Origin of the sequence: Cupriavidus malaysiensis, from assembly GCF_001854325.1 — a bacterium.
Taxonomy (GTDB): Bacteria; Pseudomonadota; Gammaproteobacteria; order Burkholderiales; family Burkholderiaceae; genus Cupriavidus; species Cupriavidus malaysiensis.
The window spans coordinates 1,783,466-1,806,319 of sequence record NZ_CP017754.1 but is presented as its reverse complement, the minus strand read 5'-3'; the positions used below and the strand labels follow the sequence as shown (position 1 = coordinate 1,806,319).

Genomic DNA, 22,854 nt, shown 5'->3' with positions numbered 1-22,854 from the left:
TCTACAATAGCGCCACCATGTTCAATCCCTCTCGAGAAGAAGTCCGCCGGTTCTTTTGCGACGCCTGGCGCAAGCACACCGAAGGCACTGTCCTGACGCCGCTGGAAGCCATCGCGGCAGACTGGATCGAGCAGCACCCCGAGTACCACGCGCTGCTCAGCGATACCGAAGGCGCGCTGGCCGAGCAGTTCACGCCGGAACGCGGACAGACCAACCCCTTCCTCCACTTGTCGATGCACCTGTCCATCTCGGAGCAGGTCTCGATCGACCAGCCGCCCGGCATCCGCCAGGCCTACGAGACCCTGTCGCAGCGGCTGGATTCGCCGCACGAGGCCCAGCACCAGATCATGGAATGCCTGGGCGAGATGCTGTGGCAGGCGCAGCGCACCGGCCAGCCGCCCGACGGCGAGCGCTACGTCGACAGCATCCGGCGCCGCGCCGGCCGCTGAGCCCGCATCGCACCGGGTGCACGGTCCCTGAGTGCACCGCAACGCGGCCATGTTACGCTTGCGCCCATTGCAACCTGCCGCCGTGGCTGCGCCTCCCCGGCCGGGCGTGGCGGATCCGATATATGACCAGGAAATCATGTCTCGGGGTTTCGCAAGCGCACCGCCCCTCCCGGCACTTCCCCGGCGCGCACGCCGCCCTGCTCACCCTGCTGCTCGGCGGCTGGCCGCTGGCCGGCGCCGCCGCCGTTTCCCTGCTGCAACCGCCCCGGGTCGTCGACGGCACCCGGCCCCTGCAGTTGACGCTGCTGATCCGCGCCGACCAGGGCAGCCGCCTCTACGCCATCCCTGATACGCTGGAAGTCATGGCAGCCGGCGAGATGCAGGCGCCGCAGACCCTGACACTGCGCCGGAACGGCGGCGGCGCAGCCACGCTGAGGCTGCGCCAGGGGGAGAGCCACACGGTGGACTACGCCGCGGCCTGGCCGTCCACGCTGCGTGGCCAGGTCCGTCTCGACGTGGTCGGCGTCGACGCCGCGCCGGTACTGGTCACCCTGAACCAGGCATCGCAGCCGGACGAACGGGCCGGCCCGGCGGCCGCTGGCCCCACCGCACCAGCCACCGCCGCGCCCATGCCGGTGGTGGCCCAGGGCGCGCCCGCACCGACGCCGGCCGACCTGCGCGATAACGCCCGGCTTTCCGTCCATGAGCCGATGTATCTGCTGCTCGGGGCGCATGACGGCGCCAATGCCAAGTTCCAGCTCAGCTTCAAGTACCGCATCTTCGAAGGCAAGGATCCGGCCTCGCGCCGCCTGCTCGACAATCTGTACTTCGCCTACACGCAGACTTCGATCTGGGACCTGTCCCAGCCGTCGGCCCCGTTCCGCGATACCAGCTACCGGCCGAGCGTCTTCTATTACCTGTCCGACACCGGGGTCAAGGGTCCGCTGCTGTCGCGGCTGTCGCTGGCCACCGGGCTGGAGCACGAATCAAACGGGCGCGATGGCGCCCAGTCGCGCAGCATCAACACCGTCTTCGTCACCCCGACCTTCTTCCTCGGGGACCAGGCCGCCTGGCATTGGCGCGTGGCTCCCAAGCTCTATTACTACCTGGAGAAGAGCGACAACGCCGACATCGGCCGCTACCGGGGCTACATGGACCTGCACCTGGCCTACGGCAAACCCGACGACTGGGAGCTCGCCGCCATCCTGCGCAAGGGCACGCGCAGCGACTACGGCAGCCTCGAAGCCCGCGCCACCTACCCGCTGGCACGGCTGATCCCCGGCACCGCCGGCTACCTGATGGCGCAGTACTTCGTCGGCTATGGCGAAGACCTGCTGGACTATAACCGCCGTACGCCCTGGCAGTTCCGCATCGGCTACGCGCTGTCGCGCTGAACCGCGGCACTCAGCCGGCGAGCGGCTTGCCGGCGGCCTTCAGGCGCGCATTGGCGACGGCGGCGGCGAACTGGCCGTGGCCGTGCCAGCCGGTGGCCCGTCCGAGTTTCCTGCCGCCCTCGAAGAACAGGAAGACCGGAATGCCATGCAGGCCGAAGCGCTGCCCCAGTTCGGGATGCGCATAGACATTGGCGTGCAGCCAACGGAGATCGAGCGCCCGGATCGGCTCGGGATTGGCCAGCATGGCCCGCTTGGCCATCTCGCAGTTAAAACAATCGACGCCCCAGCAGAACAGGCAGACCATCCGCTCGCCGGCAGCGGCAAGGGCTGCATCGATGGTGCTCCCGTCCACTTCCTGCATGGCGAGCAGGTCGAAGGCGCGATGGTCGAGATGCTCGGGACCTCCGCGCTGCTCGCGGCGATCGGGCCGGCTGGTGTCGCTGCACATGGGATTCCCTCCCGGGGAAAAGCCGCCCGAGGCGGCGACCGGCATGAAAAAACGCCCGGGCCTGCCGGCACCGGGCGTCTTGCTGGCGCCGCGGGGCGCCCGCGCCGCGGCGCGACCGGCGCGCCCTGCGCGTGGCTTACTTCGGGGCGGACACCGTAACGAGTGCCGGACGAAGCACTCGATCGGCGATCAGGTAGCCGCGCTGCAGCACCGCCACCACCGTATTGGGTTCCTGCTCCGAAGGCACCATCGAGATGGCCTGGTGCTTGTGCGGGTCGAATTTTTCACCGACCGGGTTGAGTTCGACAACCTTGCCTTTCTCGAAGGCATTGCTGAGCTGGCGCGCGGTCAGTTCCACGCCTTCGCGCAGCTTGGCGATGTCGCCCGAACCGTCGGCCAGCGCCGCCTGCAGGCTGTCCATGACCGGCAGCAGGTAGTCGGCGAAGCTCTCGATGGCGAATTTGTGGGCCTTGGACACGTCGTCCTGGGCACGGCGGCGGATGTTCTCGCCCTCGGCCGTCGCGCGCAGGTACATGTCGTAGTGCTCGCGCGCCTTGGCCTCGAGAGCGGCGATCTGTGCCGCCACATCCTCCACCACGGCGGCCTCGGCCTGGGCCGGCGCCGCGTTGCTGGTGTCCTCGCCCGCGGGCGTCGTCGGGGATGGCGTCTGCTTATGTTCTTCCATGTCGATCCGTAAATAAAGCACGGCACGCGCCTGGCGCGGCCGTTGGGAGGTCAATCGGCAAGTCTAACCCCCAACTGGAGGCAGCCGGGCGATTTTCAAGAGTCGCGCCGGCAGCCGTTGAAACACGCGGTTACAAAGCCCCGTCCAGTGCAATCAACGCCGTGTTGCCATGCTGCACCGCACCTACTAAGATGGTTTTGAATAAAGTGATAAAAATAACGGGGGGCGCGGATGCATTGCCTGCGGGTCCATGCCGAAGGGATTGCCATGCATAAACTGCCTGTCATCGCGATCTGCCTGCTCGCCGCCTTGTCGGCGATGACCGTTTTCATCTGCGCGTCCGGCGCGCTGACGCCGCGCGACACCGAATACGGCAGCGGCAAGGCCATCTTCAAGCACTATATCGTGCAGCACCTGCGCTGAGCGGGTCGGCACGATCCGTCTCAGTCTCCGAGTCCGTCGATGCGCCGCCGATCGCGTTTGGTCGGCCTGCCGTGCCACTGCGCGGCGGGTTCGCTATGCAGGCGGCGGCGCTCCGCCTCGGCCTGCCTACGCGCCTGGCTGGCTTCGCTCTCGGCGTAGAGCGACTGCGCCACCGGCGCCGGCCCGCGTGCCGCCGCGATGCCTTTCACCAGCACTTCCCAACGCTGTCCATGCGCCTCCAACACCACCGTGTCGCCCGGCCGCACCTCGCGTGAGCTCTTGCAGCCCTGACCGTTGACCTGCACCCGCCCGCGCTCGACAGCCTCCGCTGCCAGCGAGCGGGTCTTGAAGAAGCGCGCGCACCACAGCCACTTGTCGATGCGCAGCCGTGCCTCCGGCTCGAAACTGACATTCATGCGGCAGCCCCCCGGGTCTGGGCACGCGTGCGCCGGGCTTCGAGTTCGTGCGGATGCGGCGCACGGAGATCCCAGCCCTGCAGGTGCTGCAAGGCGATCTCGGCCAGGCCGGCGATCCAGGCCGGCGCATCGTTGAGGCAGGGAATGAAATGGAAATCCTTGCCGCCGGCCACACGGAACACGGACATCCCCTCGATGGCGATCTCTTCGAGCGTCTCGATGCAGTCCGCCGGGAAGCCCGGGCAGAACACGTCGACGCGGCCGGCGCCGACCCGGCCCAGTTCGCGCAGCGTGGGCGCGGTATAGGGCTGCAGCCACTCCGCCCGGCCGAAGCGCGACTGGAAGGTCACCTGGTACTGCCCGGGCTGCAGGCCCAGCGCCTCGCCCAGCAGCCGCCCCGTCTTCAGGCATTCGCAGTGATAGGGATCGCCCAGCTCGAGCATGCGCCGCGGCAGGCCGTGGAAGGACAGGATCAGCTTGTCGCCGCGCGCGAAGTCCGGCATGCCGTGCTGGGCCCAATAGGCGCCGACCTGCTGGTGCAGCGCGCCGATATAGGCCGGATGGTCATGGAAATGCTTGACCAGGCGCAGCTCCGGCTGGTTGCGCCAGGCGGCCAGCACACGGAAGGCCTCGTCGAAGGCGGTCGCGGTGGTACTGGCCGAGTATTGCGGATACATCGGCAGTACCAGCACCCGTTCGGCGCCCTGGCGGCGCAGCGCTTCCATCACCGACGCGATCGACGGGTTGCCGTAGCGCATCGCGCAGGCCACGGTCACCTCGTGCCCATGCTGGTTGAGCAGCAGTTGCAGGGCGTGCGCCTGGCGCTCGCTGTATACGAGCAGCGGCGAACCCGTCATATGGGCCTCGCGCAGCCAGATCGACTCATACTTCAGCGCCGAAGCACGCGAGCGCAGCGGCAGGATGGCCCCGTACAGGATGGGCAGCCAGGCGGCGCGGGGAATCTCGACCACGCGCGGATCGGACAGGAACTGCTTCAGGTAGCGCCCTACCGCTTTGGGCGTCGGCGCGTCCGGGGTCCCGAGGTTGACCAGCAGGATCGCGGTACGCGTCACCTGGCCGTGCTGGTAGGCCGGTTCTGGCGAAAACGTCATGTCAATTCCGGTTTGGCGCGCCCGCGCGCGCCGGGTACGGGCCCGGCCGGTCGCCGCGCGCCGGCACGGGACGAACGTCAACTCTGGCTGAGTGCGCTGGACAGCAGCCGGGCGGTGATGTCGACGATGGGAATCACGCGGTCGTAGGCCATCCGGGTCGGACCGATCACGCCCAGCGTGCCGACGATCTGCCCGTCGACCTCGTAGGGTGCGGTGATGATCGCCATGTCCTCCAGCGGCACCAGCCGGCTCTCGCCGCCGATGAAGATCTGCACGCCCTCGGCATGGCTGGATACATCGAGCAGCTGCAGCAGGCTGGTCTTGTGCTCGAACACGTCGAACAGCCGGCGCAGCTTGTCCATGCTGGACGACAGGTCCTCCACCTCCAGCAGCTTGCGCTCGCCGGAAATGAAGACCTGCTCATCCTCCTCGGCCATGGCGTCGCTGCCCGCCTGCACCGCCGCCTGCATCAGCTGCGACATGTCCAGGCGCAGCGCCTGCAGTTCGCCGCGCAGGTGGTCGCGCACGGCGTCGAAGCTCATGCCGGCGTAGTGGGAGTTGAAGAAATTGGCCGCCTCCACCAGCTGGGCCGGGGTATACGCCAGCTCGGTCTGGATGATGCGGTTCTGCACATCGCCCTCGGGGGTGACGATGATCAGCAGGATGCGCTTGGCCGACAGGCGCATGAACTCGACCTGCCGGAAGGCCTGGGCACGCCGCGGCGTCATCACCACGCCGGCGAAGTGCGACAGGTTGGACAGGGTGCGCGCGGCACTGCTGAGGATACGCTGCGGGGCCAGCTGCTGGCCGCTGAGCTGGTCCTGGATCAGCTCGGCCAGTTCGCTGCGGGCGGGCGTGCCCTCGGGCGCCTTGGTGGTCAGGATGGAGTCGACGAACAGACGGTAGCCGCGCGGCGTGGGCACGCGGCCCGCCGAAGTGTGCGGACTGGAGATGAAACCCATCTCCTCCAGATCGGACATCACATTGCGGATGGTGGCCGGCGACAGGTCCAGCCCCGAGTACTTGGACAGGGTCCGCGAGCCGACCGGCTGCCCCTCGGCAATGTAGCGCTCGATCAGGGTCTTGAGCAGCGTTTTCGAACGTTCATCCATAGTGCCCCGATTTTACGCAACTTTTACCGGATGGGGCGTATCGCGCAACGGCCTGCCGCCGCGGCGGCAGGCCATGCTGACAATGGTCACGGCGGTATGGTCTAATCCCGGCATGTCCGCACACCCCAAGCCTGGCGCCGCCCGCGCGCCCTTCCGCACCGTGGCCCTGATCGGCCGCTACTCCACTGCCGGCATCGAGGCGCGGCTCGAGGAGCTGGCTTCCTGCATCCTCAAGAACGGCCAGGACGTGGTGTTCGAGCGCGATACCGCGCTGGCCACCGGCCTGACCGGCTATCCGGCGCTGGCACCGGAGGAGATCGGCCGCGAGGCCGACGTGGCGGTGGTGCTGGGCGGGGACGGCACGCTGCTGGGGATCGCCCGCCAGCTCGCCGGCCACGACGTGCCGCTGATCGGGGTCAACCACGGGCGGCTCGGCTTCATGACCGACATCCCGCTGGAAGACGTCCAGTCGGTGCTGCCCGACATGCTGGCCGGCCGCTACGAGGCGGAGACGCGCATGCTGCTGGAATCGCGCGTGGTGCGCGACGACGAGCAGATCTTCTCGGCGCTGGCCTTCAACGACGTGGTGGTCAACCGCTCCGGCATTTCCGGCATGGTGGAGCTGGCCGTCTCGGTGGATGGCTATTTCATGTATAACCAGCGTTCGGACGGCCTCATCGTCTCCACGCCGACCGGCTCCACCGCCTACGCCCTGTCGGCCGGCGGCCCGATCCTGCATCCCACGCTGTCCGGCCTGGTGCTGGTGCCGATCGCACCCCACGCGCTGTCCAACCGCCCGATCGTGCTGCCGCACGATGCCGAGGTGACCATCGAGGTGGCCACCGCGCGCGACGCCAGCGTCAACTTCGACATGCAGTCGCTGACCTCGCTGCTGCCCGGCGACCGCATCGTGGTGCGCCGCTCCGACAAGACCATCAAGCTGCTGCATCCGGTCGGCTATAACTATTACGCCACGCTGCGCAAGAAGCTGCACTGGCACGAGTATCCGTCGGAAGACAATCGCCTTTGAGCCGCCTCGCCTTCCGCCCCCTGCTCGCACCTGACCTGCACCTGACCTGCACCTGACCTGCACCTGACCTGCACCTGACCTGCACCTGACCCGCCACCCAGAACGATGCTGCGCAGCCTTTCCATCCGCGATTTCGTCATCGTCGACGCGCTCGACCTCGACTTCTCCGCCGGCTTCACCGTCTTCACCGGTGAGACCGGCGCCGGCAAGTCGATCCTGATCGATGCGCTGGCCCTGGTGCTGGGCGAGCGCGCCGATGCCGGCGTGGTGCGGGAAGGCGCGGCACGGGCCAGCGTCAGCGCCACCTTCGCCACGCACCCCGCGCTCGATGCCTGGCTCGGCGAACGCGAGCTGGCTGGCGAGGGCGACGAGCGCGGCACCGTGCTGCTGCGCCGCACGGTCGACGCCAGCGGCCGTGGCAAGGCCTTCATCAACGGCGCCGCCGCCACGCTGGCGCAGTTGCGCGAGGTCGGCGACCAGCTGGTCGACATCCATGGCCAGCATGCCCACCAGCAATTGCTGCGTCCCGATGCCCAGCGCCTGCTGCTGGACGCCCATGCCGGGCTGACGGCCCAGGCCGGCGCCGTGGCCGAGGCCTGGCGCACCTGGCGCGCCTGCGTGCGCCAGCGCGAGACGGTCGAGCAGCAGTCGCGCGAGATGCAGCTGGAGCGCGAGCGCCTGGAGTGGCAGGTCGGCGAGCTCGACAAGCTGGCACCGCTGCCGGGCGAGTGGGACGAGATCCAGTCCGAGTACAACCGCCTGTCGCACGCGGCCGGCCTGATCGACGGCGGCCGCGCCGCACTCGACGCACTCTCCGAAGCCGATGGCTCGGTGCTGTCCGGCCTCAATACCATCGTCCAGCGGCTGCGCCAGCTGGCCGATATCGACCCGGCCCTGCGCGACGTGCTGGCGGCGCTGGAGCCCGCCCAGGTGCAGGCAGAGGAAGCCGCCCACTCGCTGACCCGCTACGTGGACCGCCTCGAACTCGACCCGGAGCGGCTGCAGGCGGTCGAGGAGCGCATGCAGGCACTGCACGCGACGGCGCGCAAGTACCGGCTGCCGCCGGAGCAGTTGCCCGCCGAGCTGCAGGCACGCCGCCAGCAGCTCGACGACCTGCAGGCCGCGCAGGACCTGAACAAGGTGATGGCACGCGAAGCCGCGGCGCGCGCCGCCTACCTGACCATCGCGCATCACCTCAGCGATGCGCGCAAGGCGGCCGCCGCGGCCTTGTCGGCCGCCATCACCGAGGCCATGCAGGGCCTGTCGATGGCGGGCGGCAGCTTCGCCGTGGCCTTGCACCCGCTCGAGGACGGGCTCAGCCACGGCCTGGAGCAGGTCGAGTTCCTGGTGGCAGGCCACGCCGGCGTCAGCCCGCGCCCGCTCGCCAAGGTCGCTTCGGGGGGCGAGCTGGCCCGCATCAGCCTGGCGATCTCGGTCATCACCAGCGAGGCCGCGCCGACCCCCACCCTGATCTTCGACGAAGTCGATGCCGGCATCGGCGGCGCGGTCGCCGAGGTGGTCGGCCGCCGCCTGCAGGAGCTCGGCCGCAGCCGCCAGGTGCTGTGCGTGACCCACCTGCCCCAGGTGGCGGCGCAGGCCGGCAGCCACCTGCTGGTCAGCAAGGCCACCACATCCGGCCCCGGCGGCGCGGTCACGCGCTCGCATATCCGCGTGCTCGATGCCGGCGGACGCGTCGACGAGACGGCGCGCATGCTGGGCGGCGCCACGGTGACAGCGACCACGCTGCAGCATGCCGAAGAAATGCTGGCGCAAGGCGCGCGCGGCGGCAGCGCCACCCACGGCAGCAAGGACGGCCGCCGCCCGCGCCGGGCCGCCGTCTGACCCGGCCGACGCCGCTGCCACCGCGGCGCCCCCTACCCCCCTTCAGGAGATCCGAACCATGTCGACCCGCAAGCTGGTCCGCCCGCTGCTCACCGGTGCCCTGGGCCTGGCCCTGGCGCTGGCACTAGGTGGCCTGACGGGCTGCCAGGCCCAGTCGAAGCCCGTGCCGCCGCCGCCCGGCGGCATCACCGCCGATCGCTCGCTCGGCGACATCATGGTGCGCTTCCGCCCGCCCGCCGTGAACGACTCGGTCGAGGCCGGCAAGCTGCTGGCCGAGATCCAGGGGCCGGCGCGCTTCGTCGTCAAGCGCCCGATGTCCGGCGGCGTCTGGCTGGTCACCGCCATCAGCGATAACGCCGACGCCACGCTCGACCAGGCGCTCGAACGCCTGCGCGCTGCGCCGCGCGTGGAAGTCGCCGAGCCGGACCGCCTGCTCAAGCCTAACCGCGAAATGCCGAAAACACGCGAGATGCCACCGGACTGACCGCCACGCCGGCTTGTCACGGGCCGGTCACCGGCTTGTCATATCCCGCTGGCTGCCGTCGGCGCGCTTTGCGCACAGCGAGGCGCCGCAGCATGCCGGGAGCCGGGATGCGCACGACGGGCAGCACCACCCGGGAGGCCGGCCAGGTGCTGGCGCAGGACACGTAGGGCATGCAGGACAGCACATTGCCAGGGAGCAAGGAGAAGAAGATGCAAAGCACATCGTGGGCCCCTTCCAGCAGCAGACACGACGTGGCCGCGCCATGGCGCCGGCGCCTGGGTCAGGCCGCCGCCGTGGCCGCCGCGACGGTCGCGGCCGCCCTGCTGGCGCCAGCTGCCGGCGCCGCGGACGGCAGCACCGTTGCTTCCGGCACGGGCGCTTCCAGCGCCGCCGTCCGCTACAGCGGCAACTTCATCGTGCGCTGGCGCGACGGCAGCACCAGCAGCACCAGCCCAAGCAGCGCCACCGGCGATTCGCAGCGCATGCTGCAGATCCAGCAGAACACCGGCGTCGGCCTCTCGGTCAAGCGGCAGATGGGCGGCAGCTACCAGCTGATGAGCGTCGCCGGGGGCAGCACGGATCCCGAGGCGACCGCGGCGAAGCTGCGCCAGGACCCACGCATCGCCGAAGTGGTGCCCGACCGCTGGCTGCACGTGACCGACACGGCGCCGAACGATCCCTACTACGCTTCCGGCCAGTATCCCCAAGCCCTCTACATGGGCTCACCGAGCGCGCAGGCCGGTGCCGCCAACCTGCCCAAGACCTGGGACGTGACCCAGGGCAGCAGCAGCATCGTCGTCGCCGTGGTGGATACCGGCTACCTGCCCCACCCCGACCTGGCCGCACGCCTGCTGCTGCCCGGCTACAACTTCGTCAGCGCCAACGGCGCCACGCGCAGCAACGACGCCACCGATCCGGGCGACTACATTCCGGCCAACTACACCTGCCCCGGAACCAGTTCGTCGAGCCCGACGCTGACGCCGAGCAGCTGGCACGGCACGCGCGTGGCCAGCGTGATCGGCGCCGTCACCAACAACAACAGCAACATCGCGGGCGTGGACTGGAACGCGCGCATCGTGCCGGTGCGCGTGGCCGGCCAGTGCGGCGCGCTGCTGTCGGACACCGTCGACGGCATGCGCTGGGCCGGCGGCCTGTCGGTGCCCGGCGTGCCCAACAACGCCAACCCCGCGCGCGTGATCAATATCAGCCTCGGCGGAGGCACCTGCAGCCAGATCGAGCAGCAGGCCGTCAATGACCTGACCGCCAAGGGCGTGGTGGTGATCGCCGCCGCCGGCAACAACGGCGGCGCGGTGGAAGCACCAGGCGACTGCAGTGGCGTGATCGCGGTCACGGCGCACGTCAACAACGGCGAGAAGGCCAGCTACGCAAGCTATGGCTCGCAGGTGGCGCTGAGCGCCCCGGGCGGAGGCTGCGGCGTCTCGCAGGCCGACTCCAGCGGCAACTGCTCCTCGCCCTCCTGGGTCCTGACGCTGTCCAACAGCGGCCAGACCACTGCCGGCAGCTATAACCTGGTCGGCTCGGCGGGCACCAGCTTCGCCGCGCCGATGACCACCGGCGTGGTGTCGCTGATGCTGGCCGCGAACGGTGCGCTGACGCCGGCACAGGTCGCCAGCGCCTTGAAGAGCTCGGCACGCGCCTTCCCGGGCAACACCTTCTGCGCGACCAACAGCGGCGCGTGCGGCGCCGGCCTGCTCGATGCCTTCGGCGCGGTGACGGCCGCGGGCAGCGTCCAGTCGACCCCCTCCACCCCCACTCCCGCCCCTGCGGCCAGCGGCGGCGGCGGTGGTGGCGGTGCGGTGCCGCCCTGGACGGCCGCGCTGCTGGCGGCAGCCGGCCTGCTGGCCTTCCTGCTGCGCCGGCGCCGGTGAGACGTCGCGCCCGCGGCGGCCCAGGCCACCGGCGGGCACGGTGCTGCCTGCGCGCCGACGCGGACCGCCGTCCGCTCAGGCAGCGCGGCGCGCGGCCAGCCACTCCCCGGCCAGCCACAGCAGCAGTCCCGCCAGCGCACCGGCCGCATGCGCGGCCCGCACCACGCCGAAGCCCCAGGCCGGCTCGAACACCACCGCGGCCAGCCAGGACTGCTCCAGCCAGACCTTGACCAGCACGCCCAGGCACAGCGCGACGCCTGCCACGCGCGGCCAGCCCGGCCGCTGCAGCAGCCGCAGCCCGGTCCACGCGGCCAGGCCATGCAGCGCGCCCGACAGGCCGCCATACCATGCCACCTCAGGCAGGCGCAGCAACGCTGCCTGCGCCGCCAGCCCGCATGCCGCGAGCACGGCCAGCAGCGCGCGCGTGCGCGCCGCCACCCCGCCCAGCAGCAGCAGGCCGGCCGCGGCCAGCGTGTCGGCCAGCCAGTGCTGCCAGCCGAGGTGCACCCACATCGCGGTCACCAGGCGCCACCACTCTCCCGCCAGCACTGCGTCGCGCAGGTAGAGACCGTGCGCGTGCAGCCACGGCGAAAACGTGAACATTGCCGACAGCGCGGCCACGCCGGCCACCGCCGCCCATAGCGCCGGCGCGGCGGCGTGCGGGCCGGACGGCCCGGACGGACCAGCCGTCATCGCCCGGTCACGGCGCGGCCGCCGCGCCGCCGGTGCCGAACACGGCCTGCCACAGTGCCCGCACCTGGCCGGCGGGTTCCGCCACCGAAGCCGGCTCGACGCGCGCCTGGGCGTGCCCGTCCAGCCGCAGCTGGTGCTGGCGCGCGCGGAACAGGCGGTAGGCATCGCCCACTGCCAGCGCCAGCGCCGCATCGATCAGGCCGAGATCGCCGGCCGTGCGCAACAGCGCGATATTGCCGCTGTTGCGCGTCAGCTCGGCGTGGGCAGCGCTGTGCAACAGCACCAGGTACTGCACGGTGAACTCGATGTCGACCATGCCGCCGCGGTCATGCTTGAGGTCGAACAGCGCGCCGCGGTTGGGATGGCCCTCGGCCACCTTGGCCCGCATGTCGACGATCTCGGGCGCCAGCGTGGCGGCGTCGCGGGGCTGGCGCAGGACCTCGTCGCGCAGGGCCTCGAAGCGCGCGCCGATGGCGCGGTCGCCGGCGCAGAAGCGGGCGCGCGTCAGCGCCTGGTGCTCCCATACCCAGGCGGCGTTGTCGCCTTCGCGCAGCTGGTAGCGGCGGAAGGCATCGAAGCTGGTCACCAGCAGTCCGGCGGCCCCGTTGGGCCGCAGCCGCGTGTCGACGTCGTACAGCATGCCGGCGGCGGTGTGGCTGGTCAGCCAGGTGATCAGCCGGCGCGCGAAGGCGGCATAGACATCGGGCGCGCGCTCGTGCTCGTCCTCGTACAGGAAGATGATGTCGAGGTCGGAGGCATAGCCCAGCTCCTTGCCGCCCAGGCGCCCATAGGCGATCACGGCGAAGCGCGGCGACTCGCAATGGCGCGTGGCCAGCTGCCGCCATACCGTGCGCAGCGTGACCTCCAGCACCGCGTCGGCCAGGTCGGACAGGCGGTCGGCGACCTGCTCCACCGTCAACAGGCCTTGCAGGTCCTGCAGCAGGATGCGGAAGGTCTCGGCGTGGTGCTCGCGCCGCAGGATGTCCATCTGCGCCTCGACCTGGCCGTCGGCGACGTGCAGGCGCTCGTCCAGCCGGGCCTGGAAGGCGGACCAGTCGGGCGCGTCCGCCAGCGCCTCGTTGTCGAGCAGTTCGTCGAGCAGCTGCGGATGGCGCGTCAGGTAATCGGCGGCCCAGCGCGACGCGTGCAGGGTGTGGGCGACACGCGCCATCGCCTGCGGGTACTCCGACAGCAGCGACAGGTAGGAGGCGCGGCGGCTGATGGCGTCGAGGAAATCGAGGAAGCGGGTGATGGTGCTGTCGGCGTCTTCCTGGCGCGCGGCGAGGTCGAGCGCGCGGTTGACCAGCAGGTCGAAGCGCGCACGGCTGGCCTCCGACAGCGCGCGGTAGCGCGGCGACACCAGGATCGCGCGCAGGCGGTCGAACAGCGCGCCGCAATCGCTGAACCCCGCCGCCTGCAGGCGCGCGCACGGCGCGTCCTCGCCCGCCTCGGTGGCTTCCGCCGCCGGGCCGCCCTGCACTTCATCGACGGCATCGCGCACCAGGGCCGGCCACAGCGCCTCGCAGGGCGCGGTATCGGGATCGGAGAAGGTCGCCTCGAACTGCTGGGCAACCGGTTCCTGCAGCGCCTGCAGGCGCGCCAGCAGCGTTTCCCAGTCGTCGCAGCCCATCATCTGCGCGACGGCCTGCTGTTCCTCCGGCGTGGTCGGCAGATGGTGGGTCTGGGCGTCATCGCGGTACTGCAGCCGATGCTCGAGCTGGCGCAGGAAGCGATAGGCATCGGCGAGCTGCTCGGCCTGGCCGGCCGGCAGCAGGCCGCGTTCGACCGCGACCGCCAGCACCTCCAGCGTGGGGCGCACCCGCAGCGCAGCATCCTGGCCGCCGCGGATCAGCTGGAAGACCTGGGCCATGAACTCGATCTCGCGGATGCCGCCGCGGCCCAGCTTGATGTTGAAGGAGCGCTGATTGACCCCGTGTCCGGCCAGGCCGCCGCTGCGCTTGGCCGCCTCGGCACGGATCTGCGCGTGCAGCGAGCGGATCGCCGCGATCACGCCGTAGTCCAGGTAGCGGCGGAACACGAACGGCAGGGTCAGGTCCGACAGCAGCCGCGCGGTACGCTGCGCATGCGGCGTCGCCAGCGAAGAGACCACGCGGCCCTTGATCCAGGCATAGCGCTCCCACTCGCGCCCCTGCACCACCAGGTACTGCTCGAGCATGCCCAGGCTGCAGGCCAGCGGGCCGGCGTCGCCATTGGGACGCAGGCGCATGTCGACGCGGAACACGTAGCCGTCCCCGGTCACGTCGGCGAGCAGGTTGATCAGGCGCCGGCCCAGGCGGATGAAGTACTCGTGGTTGGACAGGCTGCGCGTGCCGCCCTGCGTCTCGCCATCCTCGTCATAGAGAAAGATCAGGTCGATATCGGAGGAAACGTTCAGCTCGCGCCCGCCCAGCTTGCCCATGCCGACCACGACCAGTTCCTGGACCTCGCCGCTGCCCGCGCCCACCGGGCGGCCGAAGGTCGCCGCCAGGTCGGCGCCGAGCACCGCCAGGCCGTGCTGGATGGCAAGCTCGGCCAGGTCGGACATCGCCGCGGTCACCTCGCCCAGGGTGGCTGCGCCGCGCAGGTCGCGCTCGATCACCACGCACATCACCTCGGCGCGCAAGCGCCGCAGCGCCTGCTTGGCGGCCTCCTCGGCATCGGCCGACGGCTGCTGCAGCAGGGCCAGCCGGGCCTCCATCCAGGCACGCGTCAGCGGCACGCGCATCGCCTCGGCCAGCACGTCCTCCAGGCCATCGCGGGCCTGCAGCATGCGGCGCGCGTAATGGGAATACGCGGGCGAGTACAATGCCGGCTCAGCGTTGCCGGCGGGAGCCATCCCGACCGCCGGCATTGTGGCGAATGCGCCGCCGGACATGCCGGCCGGGGACTGTTCCCCGGTGGCCGTGCTGGCGGCGACAGGCGCCGGTTCGGAACGCGTCGATGCGGGAGCAGTCATTCTGTCGGTCTGAAATGCGTGTCTGGTTGCCGCCCAATACCCGCGCCCGCGGGCGCTCGAAGAAAGGAAAGGCACCGAATTGGAGAGCGGCTAGTATTGTCGGATAATCTGCGCATGTCCAGCCGCACGCCCCCTCCCGCAGAGCGCTCCGCCACCGGCAGTGCCGCGGGCCCGCACGACAACGCGGCCGGCCTTCCCGGCGGCATGCGCGCACTCGGCCGCCTGCTGGCCGAGTGGCGCGCCCACCCGCTCTGGCCCGGCCTGGGGCGCGCCCTGGTGCGCCTGGCCCTGGTGCTGGCGCTGCTGGCCCTGGCACTCGGCCTGCTGATCCGCTTCGTGCTGTGGCCGCAGGCGGGCGCCGCGCGCCAGTGGCTGGAAGACCGCGCCTCGGCCACGGTCGCGGCCCACGTCACCATCGGCCGGCTCGACACCTACTGGGACGGCTGGCATCCCGCCTTCCGCGCCGGCAACCTGCGCATACTCGACGACGACGGACACCTGCTGCTGGCGGCCGGCAATATCGACGGCGCCCTGTCCTGGCACTCGCTGTTCGGCATGGACCTGCGCTTCACCCGCGTCGCCGCCCAGCAGACCGACCTGCTGGTGCGGCGCACGCCGGCCGGCAAGCTGCTGGTCGCCGGCATGCCGGTGGACCCGTCCAGCGACCGCTCCAACGACAACCGCTTCCTCGACTGGCTGATGAGCCAGGGCCGCGTGGAGCTGGACAGCGGCAAGCTGCGCTGGCTCGACGACCATGCCCGCCTGCCGCAGCTCGACGTCGGCGACATCCGCCTCAGCGTCAGGCGCGACGGCGCGCACCACCTGTTGCGGCTGGAAGCGCACTCCGCGGCATTGTCGCCGCAGCCGCTGGTGGTGCAGGCCGACATCCGCCACGAATACCTGCACCGCGCCGGCGACTGGCGCACCTGGTACGGCCAGGCCAGCTGGAACGTCGCCCGGCTGCAGCTGCCGGTGGTGCAGCGCTACCTGAGCCTGTTCCAGCACGTCGCCGACGGCAGCTTCAGCTGCGACGGCAGCATCGAGTTCCGCGCCGGCGCGATCGTGCGCAGCCAGGCACGCCTGCGCGCCAGCGCGGTGGACCTGCAGCTGGCCGGCGCACCGGAGCCGCTGCGGCTGGCCAACGCGCAGGCCTTCCTGCTGCACCGCGCCGATCGCCAGGGCAACCACCAGCTCACCATCGACACGCTGCTGTGGCAGCCCCCGGCCGGCGAAAGCGCGGCGGCGCCGGGCGGCACGGATGCAAGCTGGCGCGAAGGCATGCGCAAGGTCACGGTCAACTGGGCCACCGGCAGCAAGGGCGAGCTGCGCAAGTTCTCGCTGAAGGCCCCCAGCCTGGACCTCAACCCGGTGCGGGCGCTGGCCGGCTCGCTGCCGCTCGACAGCGGCGTGCTGCGCCAGCTGCGCGCGCTGCAGCCGGCCGGGCATATCGACAATCTCGACGCCAGCTGGAGCCGCGACCACCCGGGCCTGCTGAACCGCCGCGCCACCGGCACCCACTATGCCGTGCAGGGCACCTTGCGCGACGTCTCGCTGCGCAGCCAGCCCGTGGCTCAGCCGGCCGGCGGCCACATCGCAGGCCTGCCGGGATTCGCGCACCTGTCCGGCAACTTCAGCTTCGACGAACGCCAGGGCAGCGCCCGCCTCGAAAGCACCGGTGCGACGCTGAGCCTGCCGGGCGTCTTCGAGGATCCCGACCTGCCCTTCGACCAACTGAGCGGCGAGTTCCGCTGGAGCCGCGACGGCGGGCGCCTGCAGGTGCGCACCAGCGGCGTGCGCTTCGCCAATGCCGACGTGGCCGGCACCGTGCGCGGCAGCTGGCAGGCCGGCGGCGAGAGCCAGGCCGGCATCGCCGACCTGTCCGGCGAACTGGCCCGTGCGCAGATCGCACGCATCCCGCGCTACCTGCCGCTCGGCCTGCCGGGCGATACCCGCCATTACCTGGGCGGCGCGCTGGCCGGCGGCGAGGCGGCCAATGTCAAGTTCCTGCTGCATGGCGACCTGACCCACTTCCCGTTCCACGGCGCCCCGCACGACAAGGCCGGCGATTTCCGCGTGGAGGTGCCGGTGCAGCAGATGCGCTACCAGATCGCCCCGCACCAGCCGGCGCCGGGCGGCGGCCCGGCATGGCCACTCTTCACCGATATTTCCGGCCAGTTGCTGTTCGAGCGCGGCGCCCTCTCCTTCGTCGCCGAACGCGGCGGCGTGCAGGGCGTCCCCGGCGTCGTGCTGCACAACGTCAGCGGCCAGATCGCCGACCTCAGCGACCGGGGCCACCTGCTGCTGGAGGGCGCTGCCTCCGGGCCGCTGCAGTCCTTCCTGCGCTTCATCGCCGCCAGCCCGCTGCACGGCTGGACCGGACATGCCACCGCCGACGCGCGCGGCCAGGGTAACGGCGAGCTGAAGCTGAAGCTGGACCTGCCGCTGACCGACTCCAGCCACGCCAGGATCGACGGCCAGTTCCGCCTGCCCGGCAACGATGTGGTGCTGGCACCAGCCTTGCCGCCGCTGTCCGGCGCCAGCGGCACCATCGCCTTCAGCGAGAAGGGATTCCAGCTGGACAATGTACGCGGGCGCATGCTCGGCGGCGAGGTGCGCGCCAGCGGCGGCAGCCAGCCGGACGGCTCGGTACGCGTGGTCGCCAGCGGCAATGCCAGTGCCGCCGGCATCCGCGAGGCGATGGCGGGCACGGCGCTGGCCCGGCTGGCCGGCAGGCTGGACGGCGGCGCGGGCTACAACGCCGTGATCGGCGTGCGCGACGGCCAGACCCAGGTCCAGATCGGCAGCGATCTCGCCGGCATGGCGCTCGGCCTGCCCGCGCCGCTGGGCAAGAGTGCCGCGGCCGCGGTCCCGCTGCGCTTCGAGCTGCGCCCGGCCGCCGGCCGCGCCGAGCAGCAGGAAATGCTGCTGCAGTATGGCGCGCTGCTGAATGCGCGCTACCTGCTGAAACGCGACGCCAATGACGCGCTGGTGGTCCAGTCCGGCGGCATCGGCGTCCAGCAGGCGGCGCCGGCTCCCGCCAGCGGCGTCTCCGCCGCGCTGGCGCTCGAACATTTCGACCTCGACGCCTGGCGCAGCGCGCTCGGCGAAATCGGCGGTCAGGGCGGCGGCCAGGGTGGCAGCACCCCGGCCGGCGGCCCCTCGGGCTACCTGCCCGAACGCCTGGCGGTACGTGCCCGCACGCTGCACGTGCTGAGCCGGGACCTCGACGATGTCACGCTCGACATCAGCCGCCAGGACAACGGCTGGGGCTTCCAGGTCGACTCGCGCCAGATCGCCGGCGCCTTGAGCTGGCGGCCGCGCGCCGGCACCCCGTCCGGGGCGCTGCGCCTGCGCCTGACGCGGCTCGACATCCCCGACGCGGCCGATGCCGGCAAGGCCGCCGACGCGATCGCCACCAATATCGACGAGCTGCCGGCGATCGACCTGGTCGCCGACCATTTCGAGCTGCGCGGGCGCGATTTCGGCAAGCTGGAGATGAAGGCGCAGAGCGGCAATGCCGATGGCGAGCCGGTATGGACGCTGGAACAGCTCAAGATCGAGCAGCCTGCCGCCACCCTGGACGGCCGCGGCAGCTGGCGCCTGCCCCGGCGCCTGCGCGGCGGCGACGAACAGGCCGCGCGCCGCACGCAGCTGAGCTTCGAGCTGGATATCCGCAATGCCGGCGCCCTGCTCGACCGCATGGGCCTGCCGCACACGCTGCGCGACGGCCGCGGCAAGCTGGAAGGCCGCGTCGGCTGGCTCGGCTCGCCGCTTTCGATGGACTACCCCAGCCTATCGGGCCAGCTGTCGCTGCAGCTGGACAACGGCCAGATCCTCGCCGTCGAGCCGGGCGCGGCGCGCCTGCTCGGCGTGCTCAGCCTGCAAGGGCTGCTGCGCATCGCCACGCTCGACTTCCGCAGCCTGTCCGGCCAGGGCACCGTGTTCGACACCATCTCCGGCAACGGCACCATCGCCAACGGCATCGGCACCATCAGCGATTTCCGCCTCAAGGGCTCGCAGCTCAATGCCACCATGACCGGCTCGGCCGACCTGCTGCGCGAGACCCAGGACCTGCGTGTGGCGGTGGTACCGCGCATCAACGCCACCTCGACCTCGGTGGCGGCCGCCTTCGTCAATCCGGCACTCGGCATCGGCACGCTGGCGGCGCAACTGCTGTTCGCGGACGAGTTCTCCAAGGCCTTCACGCAGCACTACCACATCATCGGCAGCTGGGCCAACCCGCAGATCGATAAAGTGGAGGACAATCGGGCTCCGTACCACAAGCCATCCGACCGCCCCTAGGCCCGCCAGCGCGCCCCGGTGACGCCGGGGCGCACCACACCACGCCCGCTCGAGGAAGCCGACCGATGAGTACCCCCAACCTATTCCGCGTCGCCGCGGTGCAGACCGTCAGCGGTACCTCGCTCGAGGCCAACCTGGCCCGCGCCGGCGCCCTGATCGACGAGGCCGCCCGCGGCGGCGCAGAACTGGTGCTGCTGCCGGAGTACTTCTGCCTGATGGGCCTGCGCGAAACCGACAAGGTGGCGTTGCGCGAGCGCGATGGCGACGGCCCGGTGCAGCGCTTCCTCGCCGACGCCGCGCGCCGGCACGGCATCTGGCTGGTGGGCGGGACGCTGCCGCTGTGGTGCGAGGATCCGGCACGCGTCTACAACACGTCGCTGGCCTACGATCCGCGCGGCGAGCGCGTCGCACGCTACGACAAGATCCACCTGTTCGGCTTCACGCGCGGCAGCGAGAGCTACGACGAAGGCCGCTCCATCCTGGCCGGCACGCAGCCGGTGCGCTTCGACGCGCCCTGCGGCCCGGTCGCCATGTCGGTCTGCTACGACCTGCGCTTCCCCGAGCTGTACCGCTCGCTGGCCCGCGGCGACGGCGTCAACCTGATCCTGATGCCGGCCGCCTTCACCTACACCACGGGGCAGGCGCATTGGGAAATCCTGCTGCGCGCCCGCGCCATCGAGAACCAGTGCTACGTGCTGGCTGCCGCACAGGGCGGCCGGCACGAGAACGGGCGGCGCACCTGGGGCCATTCGATGCTGGTCGATCCCTGGGGCGAAGTGCTGGCGATGCTGCCCGAGGGCGAAGGCGTGGTCAGCGGCACCATCGATCCGGCGCGGCTGGCGGAGATCCGCCAGAACCTGCCTGCGCTGCGCCACCGCGTGCTGTAGCATAGGCGGCACTGACCCATTGGCACCATCGGGCCCGCCGGAACCATCGGAAGCGGGCCGGGCACCCCCGAATTTTCCCTGCGCGCCGCCACCCCGGTGCGACGACGCAATCAAGGCAATAAAGGAACACCATGAACGCCGGCGATCTCGGAATCCGCAACCTGGCCACCGCGCAGCAGTTGCTGCTGACCCCTTACGGCCTCGACGAGGCCAAGCTGCAGCGCGTGCTGGCCGACATCTTCACGCACAAGGTCGACTATGCCGACCTGTATTTCCAGTACACCCGCAACGAGGCCTGGAGCCTGGAAGAAGGCATCGTCAAGTCCGGCAGCTTCAGCATCGACCAGGGCGTGGGCGTGCGCGCCGTGTCGGGCGACAAGACCGCCTTCGCCTACTCCGACGAGATCAGCCTGGCCGCGCTGAGCCAGGCCGCGGCGGCCACGCGCACCATCGGCCGCGCCGGCAGCGGCCGCGTCAAGGTGGCCGGGGCGCTGTCCTCGCAGGGTGGACGCGACCTCTATACGCCCAATGATCCGCTCGACTCCATGAGCGCCAGCGACAAGGTCGCCCTGCTCGAGCGCATCGAGCGCATGGCCCGCGCCAAGGACCCGCGCGTGGTGCAGGTCATGGCCGGGCTGGCTGGCGAATACGATGTGGTACTGGTGGCACGCGGCGACGGCGTCATCGCCGCCGACGTGCGTCCGCTGGTACGCGTCTCGGTGACCGTGATCGCCGAGCAGGGCGGGCGCCGCGAGATCGGCTCCTCCGGCGGCGGCGGTCGCTACGCCTACGGCTACTTCAGCGACGAACTGCTGCAGAAGTACGTCGACGAAGCGGTTTCCTCGGCCCTGGTCAACCTGGAGGCGCGTCCCGCGCCGGCCGGCGCGATGACCGTGGTGCTGGGCCCGGGCTGGCCCGGCGTGCTGCTGCACGAGGCCGTCGGCCACGGCCTGGAAGGCGACTTCAACCGCAAGGGCTCGTCCGCCTTCGCCGGCCGCATGGGCGAGCGCGTCGCGGCCAAGGGCGTCACCGTGGTCGACGACGGCACGCTGGCCAACCGGCGCGGCTCGCTGAACCTGGATGACGAGGGCAATCCGACCCAGTGCACCACGCTGATCGAGGACGGCATCCTGCGCGGCTTCATGCAGGACACCCTCAACGCGCGCCTGATGAAGATGCCGGTGACCGGCAACGCGCGCCGCGAAAGCTACGCCGCGCTGCCGATGCCGCGCATGACCAACACCTACATGCTGAACGGCGACCGCGACCCGCAGGAAATCATCGCCAGCGTCAAGCGCGGCCTGTACGCGGTCAATTTCGGCGGCGGCCAGGTCGACATCACCAATGGCAAGTTCGTCTTCTCGGCGAGCGAAGCCTACCTGATCGAGGACGGCAGGATCACCGCGCCGGTCAAGGGCGCCACGCTGGTGGGCAACGGCCCCGAGTCGCTCAAGGACGTGACCATGATCGGCAACGACATGCGGCTCGACTCGGGCGTGGGCGTGTGCGGCAAGGACGGCCAGAGCGTGCCCGTGGGCGTCGGCCAGCCCACGCTGCGCATCGAGAACATGACGGTCGGCGGCACGGCCTGAGCACCGCGCCGGCGCGGGCGGCGGGCGGACGCCCGCCGCACTACGGACGCGCCTCGTAGATCAGGTTGAACGGCGTCTCGGCGGCGCGGCGGAAGCGCGTGAAGCCGCCCCCCTCCACCACTGCGCGCATGCGCGCCTCGCCGGCCTGCGCGCCCAGGCACAATCCCACTTCCTGCGAACGCGAGGCCGGTGTGCAGATGAAGGTCGAGGCCGAGTAGAAGACCCGCCCGATCGGCGTCAGGTTGTCCTCCAGCCGGTCGTTGGCGAAGGGCTCGACGATCATCCACGCGCCATCCGGGCGCAAGGCCTGCCATACATGGGCCGCCGCGCCAGCCGGATCGCCCATGTCGTGCAGGCAATCGAACACGGCCACCAGGTCGTAGGCACCGCCATCGAAGTCCTTGGCGGTCGCCACATCGAAGCTCACGCGATCCGCCACGCCGGCCCGCTGCGCCGCCTCGCGCGCATAGCGGATCGACGGCTCGTGGTAGTCGAAGCCGTGGAAGCGCGAGGCCGGATAGGCCTGCGCCATGATCAGGGTGGACGCGCCGTGGCCGCAGCCGACGTCGGCCACGCTGGCGCCGGCCTGCAGGCGCGCCTCCATGCCTTCCAGCGCCGGGATCCATTCCGGCACCAGGTGGGCGGCGTAGCCCGGGCGGAAGAAGCGCTCGGTGCCGCGGAACAGCGCCGGATCGTGCTCGTGCCAGCCCAGCCCGCGGCCGTTGCGGAAAATATCCAGCATCTTCGGGATCGCCTTGAACTGCGCTACCGCGATCTGGAAGGCACCCGGGATGAAGGCCGGACTCGCCTCCTGCGCCAGCGCGAAGGCCTGCTCTTCGTTCAGGCTGAAGCAGTCGGCGGCCGGATCGTAGTCGACATAGCCGCTGGCGGCCTGCGCGCTCAGCCACTCACGCAGGTAGCGGGCGTCGGTACCGGTCTTCTCGGCCAGGGCGTCGGCGCTCATCGGTTTCTCTGCCAGGGCCTTGTAGAGGCCCAGTTCGTCGCCCACCACCACCGTGGCCGCGTGCATGACGGCACCGAGGTCCTGCACGAACCTGCCCATGAAGGCATTGAGTTTCTCTTCGTTGATTGCCATGGCCTGCCCCTTCCGCGCGTGCGCGCTCCCCTGCGCGGCGGCCG

At 70.8% G+C, this 22,854-nt stretch carries 18 protein-coding genes; 10 read left to right on the top strand and 8 right to left on the bottom strand.

The window, feature by feature from the left end; genetic code table 11:
- The first annotated feature begins 17 nt into the window (after nucleotides 1-17).
- The gene (locus tag BKK80_RS07870) at nucleotides 18-449 is read left to right on the top strand and encodes a DUF1841 family protein (protein WP_071016234.1); all 432 of its coding nucleotides are present in this window, start codon (nucleotides 18-20) and stop codon (nucleotides 447-449) included.
- A gap of 122 nt (nucleotides 450-571) precedes the next feature.
- The gene (locus BKK80_RS07865) at nucleotides 572-1,843 is read left to right on the top strand and encodes a phospholipase A (protein WP_071068822.1); all 1,272 of its coding nucleotides are present in this window, start codon (nucleotides 572-574) and stop codon (nucleotides 1,841-1,843) included.
- A 10-nt stretch (nucleotides 1,844-1,853) separates the two neighbouring features.
- Here the strand turns inward: BKK80_RS07865 and BKK80_RS07860 are convergent, their stop codons facing one another.
- A complete protein-coding gene (locus tag BKK80_RS07860) occupies nucleotides 1,854-2,204 on the bottom strand; it encodes a thioredoxin family protein (protein ID WP_418235893.1) in 351 nt (116 codons plus the stop codon).
- 223 nt (nucleotides 2,205-2,427) lie between these two features.
- A complete protein-coding gene (grpE, locus tag BKK80_RS07855; RefSeq protein ID WP_071012084.1) occupies nucleotides 2,428-2,976 on the bottom strand; it encodes a nucleotide exchange factor GrpE in 549 nt (182 codons plus the stop codon).
- Between the two features lie 267 nt (nucleotides 2,977-3,243).
- On the opposite strand from grpE, the gene BKK80_RS37055 reads away from it, so the two are divergent.
- Nucleotides 3,244-3,399, top strand: a complete 156-nt coding sequence (locus BKK80_RS37055; protein WP_167366668.1) for a hypothetical protein — start codon at nucleotides 3,244-3,246, stop codon at nucleotides 3,397-3,399.
- Between the two features lie 20 nt (nucleotides 3,400-3,419).
- Here BKK80_RS37055 and BKK80_RS07845 read toward each other — a convergent pair whose 3' ends face one another.
- From BKK80_RS07845 to hrcA, 3 genes are all read right to left on the bottom strand, one after another.
- Entirely contained in the window at nucleotides 3,420-3,815 is a 396-nt protein-coding gene (locus BKK80_RS07845; RefSeq protein WP_071068820.1) for an RNA-binding S4 domain-containing protein, read from the bottom strand.
- Complete coding sequence (gene hemH / locus BKK80_RS07840) at nucleotides 3,812-4,927, bottom strand: ferrochelatase (protein ID WP_071012079.1); 1,116 nt, start codon at nucleotides 4,925-4,927, stop codon at nucleotides 3,812-3,814. The genes BKK80_RS07845 and hemH overlap by 4 nt, the downstream gene beginning before the upstream one ends.
- A 77-nt stretch (nucleotides 4,928-5,004) precedes the next feature.
- Entirely contained in the window at nucleotides 5,005-6,039 is a 1,035-nt protein-coding gene (gene hrcA / locus BKK80_RS07835) for a heat-inducible transcriptional repressor HrcA (RefSeq protein ID WP_071012077.1), read from the bottom strand.
- A 112-nt stretch (nucleotides 6,040-6,151) separates the two neighbouring features.
- Here hrcA and BKK80_RS07830 point away from each other — a divergent pair, with 112 nt between their 5' ends.
- The 4 genes from BKK80_RS07830 to mprA all read left to right on the top strand — a co-directional run bounded on the left by BKK80_RS07830 (nucleotide 6,152) and on the right by mprA (nucleotide 11,284).
- Nucleotides 6,152-7,069 carry an NAD kinase gene (locus BKK80_RS07830; RefSeq protein ID WP_071012076.1) on the top strand — a complete coding sequence of 306 codons (918 nt, stop codon included), beginning with the start codon at nucleotides 6,152-6,154 and terminating at the stop codon, nucleotides 7,067-7,069.
- A gap of 105 nt (nucleotides 7,070-7,174) precedes the next feature.
- Nucleotides 7,175-8,911, top strand: coding sequence for a DNA repair protein RecN (gene recN / locus BKK80_RS07825; protein WP_071037212.1), 1,737 nt, complete (start codon nucleotides 7,175-7,177; stop codon nucleotides 8,909-8,911).
- A 58-nt stretch (nucleotides 8,912-8,969) separates the two neighbouring features.
- A complete protein-coding gene (locus BKK80_RS07820) occupies nucleotides 8,970-9,395 on the top strand; it encodes a hypothetical protein (RefSeq protein WP_071012072.1) in 426 nt (141 codons plus the stop codon).
- A gap of 209 nt (nucleotides 9,396-9,604) precedes the next feature.
- Nucleotides 9,605-11,284: an MprA protease, GlyGly-CTERM protein-sorting domain-containing form gene (gene mprA, locus BKK80_RS07810; protein ID WP_084545513.1), complete on the top strand. Its 1,680-nt coding sequence runs from the start codon at nucleotides 9,605-9,607 to the stop codon at nucleotides 11,282-11,284.
- 75 nt (nucleotides 11,285-11,359) lie between these two features.
- Here mprA and rrtA read toward each other — a convergent pair whose 3' ends face one another.
- The gene (gene rrtA / locus BKK80_RS07805; protein ID WP_071068818.1) at nucleotides 11,360-11,977 is read right to left on the bottom strand and encodes a rhombosortase; all 618 of its coding nucleotides are present in this window, start codon (nucleotides 11,975-11,977) and stop codon (nucleotides 11,360-11,362) included.
- Between the two features lie 7 nt (nucleotides 11,978-11,984).
- Nucleotides 11,985-14,852 carry a bifunctional [glutamate--ammonia ligase]-adenylyl-L-tyrosine phosphorylase/[glutamate--ammonia-ligase] adenylyltransferase gene (gene glnE / locus BKK80_RS07800; protein ID WP_071012066.1) on the bottom strand — a complete coding sequence of 956 codons (2,868 nt, stop codon included), beginning with the start codon at nucleotides 14,850-14,852 and terminating at the stop codon, nucleotides 11,985-11,987.
- 195 nt (nucleotides 14,853-15,047) lie between these two features.
- Between glnE and BKK80_RS07795 the strand changes: the two genes are divergently transcribed.
- The 3 genes from BKK80_RS07795 (at nucleotide 15,048) to tldD (ending at nucleotide 21,714) form a co-directional block, all read left to right on the top strand.
- Nucleotides 15,048-19,235, top strand: coding sequence for a YhdP family protein (locus tag BKK80_RS07795; RefSeq protein ID WP_071068817.1), 4,188 nt, complete (start codon nucleotides 15,048-15,050; stop codon nucleotides 19,233-19,235).
- A 65-nt stretch (nucleotides 19,236-19,300) separates the two neighbouring features.
- A complete protein-coding gene (locus BKK80_RS07790) occupies nucleotides 19,301-20,122 on the top strand; it encodes a carbon-nitrogen hydrolase family protein (RefSeq protein WP_071068816.1) in 822 nt (273 codons plus the stop codon).
- A 131-nt stretch (nucleotides 20,123-20,253) separates the two neighbouring features.
- On the top strand, nucleotides 20,254-21,714 hold the full coding sequence (gene tldD / locus BKK80_RS07785) for a metalloprotease TldD (protein ID WP_071012061.1): 1,461 nt from the start codon (nucleotides 20,254-20,256) through the stop codon (nucleotides 21,712-21,714).
- A gap of 40 nt (nucleotides 21,715-21,754) precedes the next feature.
- On the opposite strand, the gene BKK80_RS07780 is transcribed toward tldD, so the two are convergent.
- Nucleotides 21,755-22,810: a class I SAM-dependent methyltransferase gene (locus BKK80_RS07780; protein ID WP_071068815.1), complete on the bottom strand. Its 1,056-nt coding sequence runs from the start codon at nucleotides 22,808-22,810 to the stop codon at nucleotides 21,755-21,757.
- Nucleotides 22,811-22,854 lie beyond the last annotated feature (44 nt).